This window comes from Psychrobacter sp. DWR1-2-3, from assembly GCF_049896465.1.
GTDB lineage: Bacteria > Pseudomonadota > Gammaproteobacteria > Pseudomonadales > Moraxellaceae > Psychrobacter > Psychrobacter maritimus.
In genome coordinates, this window is the sequence record NZ_JAFCUJ010000002.1 from 468,037 (window position 1) to 481,997 (window position 13,961).

At 45.0% G+C, this 13,961-nt stretch carries 6 protein-coding genes; 2 read left to right on the forward strand and 4 right to left on the reverse strand.

The features are described 5' to 3' along the window. Positions 1 to 41 precede the first annotated feature (41 nt). Complete coding sequence (locus tag ACP7AA_RS05155; protein ID WP_426222820.1) at positions 42 to 905, forward strand: universal stress protein; 864 nt, start codon at positions 42 to 44, stop codon at positions 903 to 905. A gap of 376 nt (positions 906 to 1,281) precedes the next feature. Here the strand turns inward: ACP7AA_RS05155 and ACP7AA_RS05160 are convergent, their stop codons facing one another. The 3 genes from ACP7AA_RS05160 to ACP7AA_RS05170 form a co-directional block, all read right to left on the reverse strand. After that, positions 1,282 to 8,448 carry a YadA-like family protein gene (locus ACP7AA_RS05160; protein WP_426222821.1) on the reverse strand — a complete coding sequence of 2,389 codons (7,167 nt, stop codon included), beginning with the start codon at positions 8,446 to 8,448 and terminating at the stop codon, positions 1,282 to 1,284. A gap of 312 nt (positions 8,449 to 8,760) precedes the next feature. Then, positions 8,761 to 10,305, reverse strand: a complete 1,545-nt coding sequence (locus tag ACP7AA_RS05165; protein WP_426222822.1) for a sensor histidine kinase — start codon at positions 10,303 to 10,305, stop codon at positions 8,761 to 8,763. Positions 10,306 to 10,319: 14 nt separating this feature from the next. After that, positions 10,320 to 11,021 (reverse strand): response regulator, encoded by a 702-nt coding sequence (locus ACP7AA_RS05170; RefSeq protein ID WP_426222823.1) that lies wholly within the window; start codon positions 11,019 to 11,021, stop codon positions 10,320 to 10,322. A 300-nt stretch (positions 11,022 to 11,321) separates the two neighbouring features. Between ACP7AA_RS05170 and ACP7AA_RS05175 the strand changes: the two genes are divergently transcribed. Further along, positions 11,322 to 11,873, forward strand: a complete 552-nt coding sequence (locus ACP7AA_RS05175; RefSeq protein WP_426222824.1) for a Spy/CpxP family protein refolding chaperone — start codon at positions 11,322 to 11,324, stop codon at positions 11,871 to 11,873. A gap of 163 nt (positions 11,874 to 12,036) precedes the next feature. Here the strand turns inward: ACP7AA_RS05175 and ACP7AA_RS05180 are convergent, their stop codons facing one another. Then, a complete protein-coding gene (locus tag ACP7AA_RS05180) occupies positions 12,037 to 13,860 on the reverse strand; it encodes a hypothetical protein (RefSeq protein ID WP_426222825.1) in 1,824 nt (607 codons plus the stop codon). Positions 13,861 to 13,961: the final 101 nt, after the last annotated feature.

Sequence of the window (13,961 nt, forward strand, 5' to 3'; positions counted from 1 at the left end):
ACCTGTTTCTCAAAGTATAAATGCAAATCTAAGGACAGATTATGATAACGGAAGAGCACGTTTTGGCTTGTATTGATGGCTCAGCAGTGACTGGGTCAGTATGCGATTATGCGGCGTGGTATGCAAAAAAGCTGAATTTAGCGGTGGGATTATTGCACGTCAGCGATGTGGCAGCATCGGTCAGACGCGACTTATCAGGAGCCATCGGCATTAACAGCCGCCAGTCTTTGCTCGATGAGTTATCAAAGCTCGATAAACAAAGGGCAAAGGTCGTAAACAGCTATAGTAATGCGTTGGTACAAGATGCAAAAAGCCATATCCAAAGTAACTTTGCAGGCGTGACCGTCTGTATCTATCAACGCCGCGGTAAGCTGCTGCCAGCGATTGAGCATTTTCAAGAAAAAAACCGTGCTATCGTCATGGGTCGCCGCGGTGAGGACCATAAAAACAGCCGCATCAATATCGGTAGCCAAATCGAAACGGTTGCCCGTGCCTCAAACGTACCGGTGTTGATTTGTTCAGAGAAATTTCAAGAGCCTCAATCATATATGGTGGCGTTTGACGGCAGTAAAACCGCGATTAAAGCCATACGAATGCTTGCAGAGAGCAACCTTTTACAAGGCTTACAAGGTCATATCGTGATGATCGGACATGATAATGAGGCATCTAAAAAAAGCCTTGAAGAGGCTGTAATCCAACTAAGAACCGCAGGCTTTAGCGTAGAATCCCATCATTTGCCACAGCTTGACGCGGTCAACGGTTTACTTAGTTTTCAGCTTGAAAATAATATTGATATCATTGTGGTTGGGGCTTATGGACGCTCTAAGCTCCAGCATTTATTTTTGGGTAGTACTACAACAGAGATTATCGCTAGTACCCTATCGCCTGTTATTTTAGTGCGTTAGACATTTGATAATACAGACTTTAATGTCATCAACCTTTATAGTCAGTGAAAAGTAATATCGATACATCTCGCGCTGCTGATATCAATTTTTCTTGCTTGCTGTGCCTGCGCAGACAGAGGCTACAAAAAATTGATATCAGCAATACCGTAGCGTTTTTAGGGTATTTTGACTATAGTTCACAACGTTAGTTTTTATTGATTTAAGTCAACATCCTATATTTTATTAGTGTCCTATACTTTATAGGATAATTTCCATCCATAAAAAAGCAAGGCATCTGATGCCTTGCTTTTTTTGTTTTACTTATTTTACTTTACCTAGTGATTCAATGACTATTTAGCTTGGCAACTTAATTTAGCTAAACTATCGGGCTAACCAATTAGTCAAAGTGGAAGCCTGCGCCGATTGCAGCACCTACGTTCCCTTGGGTGTCCGCTGTACCATTTAGCTTCATCACCCAACGTCCATCATTAGACATTTTCGAGAAGCCAATCGCAACGGCACTTTCACCATTATAGGTTGCGATACCACCACCTATCATGGGTTTACCGCTGATGAACGCTTGTGGCAATGAAGACATGGCCATGGCTGCTGAGATACCCGCATTGGCGTCATCTTCGACTTCGCCAATTTTGTAGCCAAGCTCATTGATGATGTTACCCAAACCTCTGCTAACAGCGTCTAATTGCCCGAAGTTCACAGCGTCTCTAGGTGCCATGCCATCTGCAACATTTGTCACCTTAGTACCAGCGGCATTGATACCGGCAGCCGTCATACTAGGGGCCGTTTCGGCATTACCTGCATAGATGCCAGCGGCTGTCATACTTGGGCCGTTTTTAATAGTAACACCACTATTATTAACCGTCGTATTACCAGTCGTCACGCTTTCAACATTGATATTACCGTTCAAGTCAAACTTGATGCTACTGCCTTCAGCGGTGGTCTTAATGTTATTACCGCCTTTGAAGCTGAGTACACTACCATCACCGATTGGTTTATTGATGACGGCACCGCTATCGGCTCCAAAGTTGAGACCAGCATCGATTTTATCCTTGTTGGCTTTGATGTTGGTGGTATTGGTTGCGATGTTTGTCGTATTCGTTACGATATCAGCTGTGTTTTTGGTGATGTTGGTGGTATTGGTTGCGATGTTTGTCGTATTCGTCGCAATGTTTGTAGTGTTGGTTTGAATGTTTTCAGTCATGACAACCTCGCCACGCTTGATAGAAGCAATCGCACCATCAATACTACCTTCGCCAGTACCACCGATGTTGTTATTGGTAAAGGTGCCAGTTGCAGGATCATAAGTCGTGTTACCCCCTATAATACTGCTGATACCCATACCTTGGGCGTAGAGCTGACCACCATTGATAGCATCTTTACTATCTGCAGCAACGTCACCACTCACAACGTTTGTAATCTTAGTATCAGCAGCATCAATGCCAGCTTTAGTGATACTAGGTCCTCCTGCGATAGTTAAACCCTCGTTGTTTAGGGTGCTATCACCTGTTTGCACACTATCTACCACAAGGTTTTTGTTTAAATTAAAGCTGACATCATTATTGTCTGCTGTTTTGGACACTGTAATATTGCCGTCAGTGTTGTTTAGATCAACGCTATCACCAGCTAGCACTTTGCTAGCGTTAGTAGCTTGAGCGCTGACATTCCAGCCTTTACTTAACGCAAAGGTGGTAGCCTCTAACTGTCCAACAGTAGCAGCGTCAGTAAACTCAATACCTGCCGCGACGTTTGTGATTCTGTTGAAACCGTTGTTTAGACCACCAGCACCTAGAATAACGGTTCTACCTGGCTCGTTACCTACAAAGGTGAAGCCGGTGTTATTCATGATGCTATTACCCATTTGCATACGACCCTCGTCGCCTAAGTTCAACTGGTTATTCAGTTTAACTTGGACACCAGTTGCCGAAGCAGTGGTAGTGATATTATTATCACCCGTCACGTTGATGGTATCTCCTAAGGCAAACTGTTGATCATTGGCGCTATTGCCATCGCCAATTTTAATACCTTTGGCAACGTCTTCGTTAGTCTTAAACAACTGACTACCGTTAACTGCATCCTTACTAGTAGTGCTCAACAATCCATCAGCAACATTAGTGATTTTGTTGTTGCCATTGTTAAGCCCATTATTAGTAAGTACTACTTGACCATTATCACCATTATATAAAGTAATACCTGCATTATTAACCTGAGTATTTCCAGTGGTAACGCTGCCTGTATTACCAAGATTAATATCTTTAGCCAATCTGACAGTTAAGGTATCAGCACCATTAGCAGTGACACTGATATTTTTCGTTGCTGGGTCAGCATTGATAGTATCGCCGCCTTTAACCGTGAGCTTTTGACCAAGCTTACGATTGACATCTGTCCCACTGTCACCACCAAAGTTTAAGCCTTTATCAATGGTAGTATTGGCCAAATTCAGCTGTCCAACGTTAACAGCATCAGTATCTGCCTCACCCGCTTTAACATTCGTGATCTTATTACCGCCGTTGTTAAGTCCAGCACTATTAAGTACGACTGTCCGAGCTAGAGTTGGGGCCACTATGGTCATACCATCCTGACTAACTGTGGTATTACCCATTTTCACACTATTTAGTACCATATCTTGAGCAGTCGCAACTTTGATACCTCCGTCTTGTGCCGTTAGAATGATGTTATCGCCTTTGAGGAAGTTGGCAGTATTGTTGCTCTTAATAATAGTTTTAACAGCAGTGCCATCAATCTGAGTAACAACAGATTGTAAGGCGCTATCTGCACTACTCAAGCTTGTTTTAGTAGAGTCACTTAGGTCAACTTTGTAGTCAGTGACGTTGTTGGCATCTTTAATACCAGTGGTAACCGTTACCGCAGCTGAACCTGCTGATGCGGTCGTGCCATTGGCATTAACAGTGTAGATATCTTGTCCATTAGAACCGGTTGTTTTATCAACACTAGTTACGTTGGTGCCTTTAACAACCTCAGTTCTAGACCCGGCAGCTGCACTCTTAACATCACCGATATTGGCCGCATTGGTGAGCGTTGTACCACCACTAGCCACGTTAGTGATTTGCCGGCTACCAGCATCTACACCACCACTTCTAGTAACACTTGGACCACCAATAATATTAAGACCATCCATAGTCAAAGCAGTACTAGGAATACCTAATGGACCATTTACGAACACTCCTAAACCATTTACGTCAGTGCTAGCTAATGAATTACCGGTACTAATACCTAAACGGTCAACCGTAGTTACAGGGCCGAGACCATATGGACTACTTGTACCCATTTTCACACTACCAGTCTTGCCTAGATCTATATTTTTCGCCAGTTTGACAGTTAAGGTACCAGAACTGGTCGCTTCCACACCGATGTTGTTGTCCGATAATGGGGTGGTTGCCCCCCCTTTCACGGTAAGCTTTTCACCAAGTTTGCGATTAACCGTTGTCGCTGCGTTGTCACCGGTAAAGTTAAGACCTAGATCAACGACACTTGAGACGCCACCTTTTAGTTGTGCCACGTTCACCGCATCACTGTCATTGGTACCAGCGGCTAGATTGACGATCTGACGATTGCCACCTTTAGCGCCGGTTCCTACTGAAACAGCACCGTAATCTGCACCGCTTTGAGTGTTTGTGATGGCAGTAGCATCTGCTGCACTTGCGCCTGTTGGAACATAGGCAACTGCGCCACCAGCAACATTAGCCACCGATCCTGCACCTAGCGCCACTGAACCTTTTGCACTCGCTGAAGAGCCCATGCCAAAGGCGGAGGATGCAACACCGGCTGAGGAAGATTGTACGCCAATGGCGGTAGACAATGCCCCTTGAGACAGTGCTTTTGCACCCATGGCGATGGAGGCGGCGCCACCCGATTCAGTATTTACTTGATACGGCGGTGTTTCAACCAAATCACGACCAGTATAAGCTTTGAAGGTGGTGTTAACGCTACCACCGTTGATGGTACCACTAGCAGCTCCTGTGAGATTGGCTTGAGAGGCTGCATCTAGATCATCGCCACCAATGGCGATAGAGGATGCACCTGATGAGACAACGTTTGCACCAATGGCAATAGACTGCTCACCACTAGCAGTGGTTTTCTGACCACTTGCGCCACTACCAATTGAGATGGCTTGACTGCCTGAGGCGACTGAGTTTCGACCCATGGCCATGGCGTTTTGACCCGTTGCGCCTAGATTGTCATCGTTGGTGCCACCTGTCGAGTTGACACTGTAGTACTTGGTCTTGTTAGCGGCGACGGTACTTTGAATATCACCGATGTTGGCCGCGTTAGTGAGCGTTGTGCCACCACTAGCCACGTTAGTGATTTGCCGGCTACCAGCATCTACACCACCACTCTTAGTGATGCTTGGACCGTTGAGGATGGTCAAACCATTACTAGTCAAAGCTACACTAGAGGGGTTTAATGGATTTAAACCTGTTACTGTGACACCTGCACCACTGACCGTAGTGACGCCACCCGTTAGCAATCCACCTGTTACCATGCCAAGGCGATTAACATTAGTGCCACTTAATAAGTTACCTGTGGTAACACTACCGTTATTCCCTAAATCTAGATTGTTGTTGAGCTCAATTTCGACTTTGCCGTTAACGGTGTTAACTCGTGTATCGATATTACTATTAGAACCAACTACCTCAACCTGTTCTCCTAGTTGTTTCATTACAATTTGACCATCGGCAGCTTTTAAGCCAAAGCCTTTGTTAACCTGAGTGTTCGTGGCATGCAACTGGCTACCATTAATCGCATCCGTACTGGTTGCATCCACGACACCAGGTGCGACGTTTTGAATTTGTCGTTCAGCACCGACAGCGCCTACCGATACTGTCTTGGCACCACTGTTCAAACCCGCAACTGGTAGATTGTTGATAGAAAAACTTCCAGTGTGCTGAGCTCCAGTAATGGAACTATTCCCTAGAGCCACATTACCTGACTGCCCTGCAATAGCACCGCGACCTAAAGCCGTAGCGTTACTGACGGCATGGGAAGCCTGACCAATAGCAGTACCGCCAATAGACGCTGTAGAATTAGAGCCAAGCGCTACCGCGTAGTTGCCTGACGAGGCTCGGTCACCCAAGGATACGGCATGGTTGCCAGACTTCGATTTCAATCCAATTGATAATCCGTTTCTGGTACCGGCTGCAGCTGAAGCATCTCGACCAATTGCAATACTGTCTTCACCGTTGATCTTCGCACTTTCGCCAAGAGCGATGGAATGATTATCACCAGCATTAATCGTAACATTATTACCAAGCACAAAAGCCTTGTTAGCTGCGATGGTGTTGTTATTACCAATTGCATAGCTATCCGTACCGCTAATAATGTTAGGGTCACCAAATGCGCCTGAGTTATCGCCAGTTACTTGGTTACCTGTACCGATGGCGATACTGTTTACACCATCTGCTTCTGTACCCTTACCCATAGCAATGGAGTTCTCACCCGTAGCTTTAGCCGTTTGGCCAACAGCCGTGCTGTACATGCCTTGAGCACGAGAGTTTGTACCCATTGCAGTTGCACCGTACTGATCTGCTCGTGCACCAAAACCAACTGCGGTAGCTGAACCAGCAAACGCTTGTGCAGCTGAGCCTAAAGCAGTTGACTCAGAACCTGTGGCTGAAGCTTCGGCACCCATGGCAACTGCACGATTATTCGTAGCAGTCGCTTTAACACCAGCTGCTAGTGAGCTATTGCCCGTAGCACCATCGTTATTGTAGTTATCTTGTTGCACGCTGCCATCATTGACGCTGTAGTAATGTGTCTTGTTAGCCACAACCGTAGTGCTTAAATCCTTAACAGACTCATTGGTTGCATGCAACTGGCTACCATTAATCGCATCGGTACTGGCGGCACTCACCTCACCACTAGCGACATGCTTAATTTGACGCTCACGTCCCGATGAACCAACAGAGACCTGTGCCCCTTTATCATTCGTTGCACCAGCGTAGAAATAGTCCTTATTGCCAATAGTAAGCTTGTCTTGGTAAGTCGCATCAGTGAGTGTAGTTGACCCTGCACCTAGTGCCACTGAGCCCTTCTTACTTGCTGAAGAACCCATACCAAAGGCAGAAGAAGCATCACCTAATGAGCTTGAACGGACGCCGACAGCGGTAGAGAGATTGCCTTCAGAATGCGCTTTGACACCAATGGCAACAGAGGCAGCACCATCTGATTTGGTGTGTCCACTATAATCACCGACTGTCACAAGACCACCTGTGCCGCCTGTATAAGTGTCGAATAATGCATTCACTCCACCAACTTTTGAGGCGTCATCTAAATCATCACCGCCAATGGCGATAGATGAGTGACCACTTGATTGAACGTTTGCACCAATGGCGATAGATTGCTCACCACTTGCTGTGGTGTTCTGACCACTCTCTCCGCTACCAATGGCGATGGCTTGTCCACCAGTCGCTGATGCATTGCCACCCATAGCCATGGCGTTTGGTTTGGTTGCACCCAAGTTATCAGCATTACCAACCGCACCTGAATTCACACTGTAGTATTTGGTTTTGTTAGCGGTAACTGTATTTGATACACTTTTCAGTTGCGCCACGTTCACCGCATCACTGTCATTGGTACCAGCTGCTAGATTGACGATCTGACGGGTGCCGTCTTTAGCATTGCCAAGAGAGACAGCACCAAGGCTTGTGCTGTTAGTCGCTGTGATAGCATCTTTGTCTGTGGCACTGGCACTTGTCGGCGCAAAGCCTAGTGCACCCCCTCCAACGTTAGCCACTGACCTTGAACCTAGAGCCACGCCATCATCTATGATGGACTGAGCACCAGCACCCAATGCGAGTGCGCCTTTTGCTGCTGCGGATGAACCCACACCAAACGCTGATGAAGCTATACCGGATGCGCTCGAATGTATGCCAATCGCTGTTGCTAGATTACCAGCAGACCGGGCTTTGGCACCCATAGCAATAGAGGCAGCTCCACTCGCTTCAGTATGTCCGCCATATGCATCCCATGACTCTAACAAGTCACGACCAGCATATTCATGAAAAGTCGTATTGATTTGACCACTATTTAAAGCACCTGTAGATATGCTGCCATCGTAGTTGGTTTTAGAGGCGGCATCTAAGTCATCACCGCCAATGGCGATAGAAGATGCTCCTGATGAGACAACGTTTGCACCAATGGCAATAGACTGCTCTCCACTAGCAGTGGTGTTTTGACCACTTGAACCGCCACCAATGGCTATGGCCTGACTACCTAAAACTGTGGCATTCTTACCTATAGCGATGCCATGAAGACCTCCTGTTGTAGCATTAATTCCGCATTTTATCTCTGTACTAGCGTCGCAAGGTACAGCAATCGCCTGCATACTAAATCCAGCCGCCATTAACCCCAGCCCTATAGCGGTGAGTCGAAAAGCATTTGTAGATGAAAGATTGGATGTGGTATTGATAGTAGCGTTTGCGCTCACGCTAGATTTTGACGACTTACCACGCGCTTTGGCGTACTCAGAAACTGCCATAAAGCAGTTTAAAGACGCATTCCATATCACTTTATAATTCCGATTCATGGTATGTACTCCCTTACAGACTTATTAGATTTGAGAAATCAAAGTTAAAATCCATTTTTAGAGAGTTGATATGACAAAATAAAACGGGTTATATATTCATAGGATGAAAGCTATATTTGGGGGATTGTTACTCGTGTCAACACTTAACAAACAGTACGTCTTGTTTTGTAAAATCATTATTACTCTCTGTATATTATTATTAACGAATATACAGAGAGTAACAATGCCGCTCATCGGGGATTTAATACCGCTTATCCTTTATATTCGTAAAAGTGAATATATGTTAAGTAAATACGTTATTATTTAGTTTTTTTATTTCGCAGGCAGCGTTATTTTTATTACTAACCCCATTTTGCCGTCTTGACGATTATAAGCCGTGATTTGACCTTTATGGGCGATGACGACCGCATGAACGATGGCCAAGCCCAATCCGTAGCCGCCCGTTTCCCTGTGGCGCGCACTATCAAGGCGTACAAAAGGCTGAAAAATACGTTCTACATCTTTTTCCGCTACCCCGCCACCCTCATCTGTGATGCTAATTTGAATAGCATCTCTTTTATTATCTAACGGTGTTTTTGCGACTTCAGCCGTGACAGTTGAACCTGCAGGAGTGTGCATAAAAGCATTACGAATGATGTTTTCAAGGGCGCTATGCAACTGTTCTTGATTGCCAAGCACGGTCAAAAACGCATCAGATGATGACGATAATAAAACATCGGGCGGCGTCCATTGCCAGCGCACGTTTTTATGCTGAAACTCAAAACAAACGTCTTTGCCAATTTCAGTGATGATTTCAACTATATCTACGGCATCATTTTCCAAATTATCGATGGTATATTGCTGCATTTGCAGGGATTGAATATGAATGATTTGCTCAATCAGCTCATTCATGCGTGCCGATTCCTTATCTATACGGTCAAGGTAACGGCTGGCAGCGGGCGCAAAGTCACGCGTCAGCTCAGTAGCCACATCAAGGCGCGCCAGTGGCGAACGCAGCTCATGCGAGATATCACTTAACATCTGCTTGCGCGCAAGCTCACTCTCCGCCAATCGGGTTGATAATTGGGCCACATCTTTTGCCAATAGTCCTAGCTCATCAGAGCCTAATTCTGATAAATGGGGATTGACTTGATAATCACCATCAATCATACGGTGCACGGTATGTTGCACCTGACCGATGCGCCGAGTCAGCGTACGACTGAGCCAAAAGCAGACCAAAGTACTAAAGAGGATAATCAGCAGTAAACGCACGGTAAAATTACCGCGTTGCAGCGCCAAGACATCAGCAAAACGCAAATGCGGGCGCAATTGTATAATGGCCGTTTGCCCGTCCGGCAAATCTACGGTTAAATCTGCCAGTTCTGGGCGATTATTAGGGTCAAAAATCACTTCTCTATTGGGCATCGCTGGATGCAGGATTTCATTAATGAAAGAAGGCTTTTCATAGGTGCTGTCATTTTTATCATTATGCGCTCTACGATTGTCAGCCATAGCATGCGATGGCAAGTCACGCTCTACTTCCTGCCCGTTTGTTTGACGCTCTTCTCTATAACGATAACGCGGAAAAATAATAGCGCCCTGCTCATCATAGATTCTGATTTGACTCATCAGCCGTCGGTCTTGCCGGTACAGCTGCCTGACGGCCAATAAATCACCCGCTTGTAGCGCCGCAACCACTTCTTGCCGCTTGAGTAAAAGACTGTCAATTTGCACATCCATCCGAGCGCTGAGCTCTTTACCATTGAGCCAGCGTTCTACCATGACAGAGATGATAGAGGTGATAAGCACTGTCAATAACAGGCTGAGAAATAGTCGCCAAAATAGCGTAATTCGCGGCTTAAAAGTAGAGGTAGGCATCGATGAGTCCGTCATTACAGCACCAGCTGATAACCTTTACCACGAATTGCCTTGATAGACTCATCGTGAAAAGGTTGAAGTTTTTTACGCAGGCGTGATACATGCACATCAAGGCTGCGATCAAACGGCTGCAGTTCACGCTGTAAGACATTTTGTGATAACCATGCTTTGCTCACCACTTCGCCTTTTTGTTTAAGGAGCGCCAATAATAAATCAAACTCTGTACCAGTGACTTGTAGCTCAATGCCATCTATTTGACAGATACGCTGATTTTGGTCCAAATGTAAACGACTCTCTGGCAAAGGGGTATGTTCTGAGGTGGCTGCACCCGATGCGGTAATACGGCTACGTTTAATCACCGCATTAATACGTGCCAGCAGCTCACGTGGGTTACAAGGCTTAGTAATATAGTCATCCGCGCCAAGCTCCAGCCCAATAATACGATCAATCTCCTCACCTTTTGCCGTCAACATAATGACGGGAATATCGCTAATCGCTGGCAGCTGACGCAGGACACTGAGCCCATCTATCTTTGGCATCATAATATCGAGCACCAATAAATCATAAGGCGCACTATCATGCATGGCTGATTTTAAGCGTTCGATGACCGCCTCGCCATCATGAACACAGTCACAGCGAATACCATGATTATGCAAATACTCTTGCAGCAGTTGGGTCAACTCTTCATCATCGTCACCCAATAAAATGTTTGGCATCGTTATCCTCCACTCTTATCTACCTTCTCGCCGCTCAGTCAAATGATTCTAAGCATGCCATAGTATGGCTGATATTATCAGGCAAGCGCCCATCAATGCGCCACAAACGTTACCTTTCTTAATATTTCATAAATGTTCGCAACTTCTAGCTGTCGTATGATAGTCGCTATCAGCAACAAACACTGATGGCAAATAATGATTCATAGTGGCTATCCGGGACACTTGATACTCATTACTTATCAGATAAAAAAACTCTTTTCGTAATAATTAACGTTTGCACCATAATTTAAGGTAATGATAATGAAAAAATTATTGATAGGCTCAGTACTCGCGATATCTAGCGTCTTAACGGTTACGGGCTGTACCAGTGTCAACGCAACCACCGATACGACGTCAGCAACACCAACAACGACTAGCATGCAAAAGCAGCATAGAGCTGGCATGAAAGACGGCATGCATAAAGGTGGCATGAGAGGCCCTATGTCGCAGTTGGATTTGACAGCGACGCAGCAGGCGCAAATCAAAGCTATTATGCAAGAAAAATATAGTGGCAACAAAAACGACCGTAGCAAATATCAAGCAGAACGCGCACAAATGCAACAACAAATGCAAGCGTTGACCAATGCCAAAACCTTAGACACGGCAGCTGTCAACCGCCTAGCCGATCAACAAGCAGCAAAGACCAAGCAGCGCTTTATTGAGCGCGTGCAAACCGAGCATGCTATCTCGCAAGTACTAACGTCTGAACAACGTCAAAAAATGGCGCAATTAAAATCAGAAAGAAAAGCAAAAGGTCATCATGGTTCAAAAAACCGTCAGATGCATGGTAAGCAGCATCAACAAGGCATGTAATTGACCACTACTCTTTAATGAGAATATGAGTATTTAAAAAAGTAGATTATAAAAAAGCGCATCGGTTAGCCGGTGCGCTTTTTTATTGTTTCTTTTTTTATTGTTTCTATAAGTACTTCACTCATTTAAATGGACTATAAACCTAAAATTTAGCGCCCGACACTTATTCTACCGAACCAAAACGCTGTTGATACATTGGTAGCATGTTAAAGAGCATTTTGCCCATTGCGGTACCATTACCTTGACGATAATACTCGCCAAGCTCAGCGCTATATTCTTTTAAATCAATGCTGTTATTGGCGGTTGGTATCTGACTGTTACTCGGTAAGTTGGGAAACGCCTTATCTTGAGCACGGATAGGCATATATTGCGTAAGGGCATCGACAATGAGACTGCTCTTTTTTGTGGTTTCCATACTCAACTCACCATTTGACTCACCACTTGTTTCATCACTGGCATCGGTTGATAGGTAATGGCGACTGTGCTGCCATTGCAATTGACCGCCTTTACTAAAACCGTATAATTTTTGCACAGGCAGATTTGCAGCTGCAGATAAAGTCGGTGAGTGTGTTTCGAGTAAACCTGCTTCTTGTGTTCTCAGCATTTTATCATCAGCAAAATCTTTCATTTTTACTAAAACTTGTTTGACCATCGATTTACTGGTGATTTTACTGTCCGTAGGATAAAGGTCATCTTGCGTATCAGAAACATTTTGGGTTATCAGCTCAGGATATTGCTGAGTGACGAGTTTATAGAAGGTGCCCATATAGTCTTTATATGCCTGTTCATCATATGCCTGTTCATCGCTCGCACTACTTTGGACACGGCGAATGATTTTGGCACTATTGAGCATGGGTGCTAGCTGCTTTTCAGGTAATTTGGGTGATAGCGACGTCAAAATATTTGGGGCAATAAAATCAAACTGGCTCACATCAGCTTTGGCATAGATGCTGTCTTCTGCTTGAATGTGGCTTTTTATTACGGCACGACCAAAATCTTTCGGTAACGTACCATCATCAAGGGCTATTTTTAGCCATTTATTTTGCCATTTGGTGCCCAACTTATCATCGGCCAGCTTTGATGTCAGCAAAGCAAAATTGTCCGCCCACAGATAGAGGCTACCAGTTTTAAAATCGATATAAATAGGTTGATTGATACTACTATGATGGTTACGCGCCGAATACTGCGCACTACCCAGCATGGTAAACTTGCCTGCCAGCGGCTGATAAACACCCTGCGCATTCATAGATAATGGCTTTAGCAGATAAGCATCCAGTAATTGCGATTTTTTGATATCTAGTGTAGATTTTTTGCTGTCATATTCATTAAATAGCTTTTGGTAATAAGGTGAGATGGTAGCGGCGCTAGCAGAATCTATAGCAGATGATGCTGACACCGCGACCTCGGCCGCCGCGTCTACCACGTCCTCCGCTGCTTCCTCAACGCTATAAGCCGTACTATCATAGTGGACCTCAGCCCATGCTTCATAGGCTGCTGAGCAGGCTAGGTACGATTGCTTAAGTGCCTCACGCTGGGGCGCGTAATCGATCGACGCAACCTCTTTTTTCTGTGCTTCTGCCTTTGTTAATAAGGCTGCATAAGCTTGATCGTGATTATCTTCGCAATAGCTATCAACATCGTCTGATGCCACCAGTTTTGTGCTATCGATAGCTGTAAATTGATGCTCATTACTAATCTCAATATTACTATGATAAGCAAAAGACTGGCGGCGCTGCTGTTGTAATGCGCTGGCCAATGCGTTTTTTGCAACGCTTGGCGCATTATCTGCCTGTAAATTTTTTGATTGACCAAGATTGTTAGATACATTGGTAGACTGGCAAGCCGTTATCAATAATGTACTGGCAACTAATGTACTAGAAACCAATGCACTAGAAAATAAAGAGCTTATCGTCATCATTGATTTAGAGCACAAGGGATTTATCTGCTTTGCTGTATTAATGGATAAGGCCACATTTAATTTTTTCATTTTCTCTATCCTTGAAAGGCGTTATATTTTGCTAACCGTTATATGTTGCTAAGCGTTGGGCGACGATGATGGATACTGAAAATATATCAGCGTATCAGCGC

What these genes read in the sequence shown, in the direction of transcription:
- ACP7AA_RS05160 (WP_426222821.1), bottom strand. Translation starts at nt 8,448, where the DNA reads ATGAATCGGAATTATAAAGTGATATGGAATGCGTCTTTAAACTGCTTT.
- ACP7AA_RS05180 (WP_426222825.1), bottom strand. Translation starts at nt 13,860, where the DNA reads ATGAAAAAATTAAATGTGGCCTTATCCATTAATACAGCAAAGCAGATA.
- ACP7AA_RS05165 (WP_426222822.1), bottom strand. Translation starts at nt 10,305, where the DNA reads ATGCCTACCTCTACTTTTAAGCCGCGAATTACGCTATTTTGGCGACTA.
- ACP7AA_RS05175 (WP_426222824.1), top strand. Translation starts at nt 11,322, where the DNA reads ATGAAAAAATTATTGATAGGCTCAGTACTCGCGATATCTAGCGTCTTA.
- ACP7AA_RS05155 (WP_426222820.1), top strand. Translation starts at nt 42, where the DNA reads ATGATAACGGAAGAGCACGTTTTGGCTTGTATTGATGGCTCAGCAGTG.
- ACP7AA_RS05170 (WP_426222823.1), bottom strand. Translation starts at nt 11,021, where the DNA reads ATGCCAAACATTTTATTGGGTGACGATGATGAAGAGTTGACCCAACTG.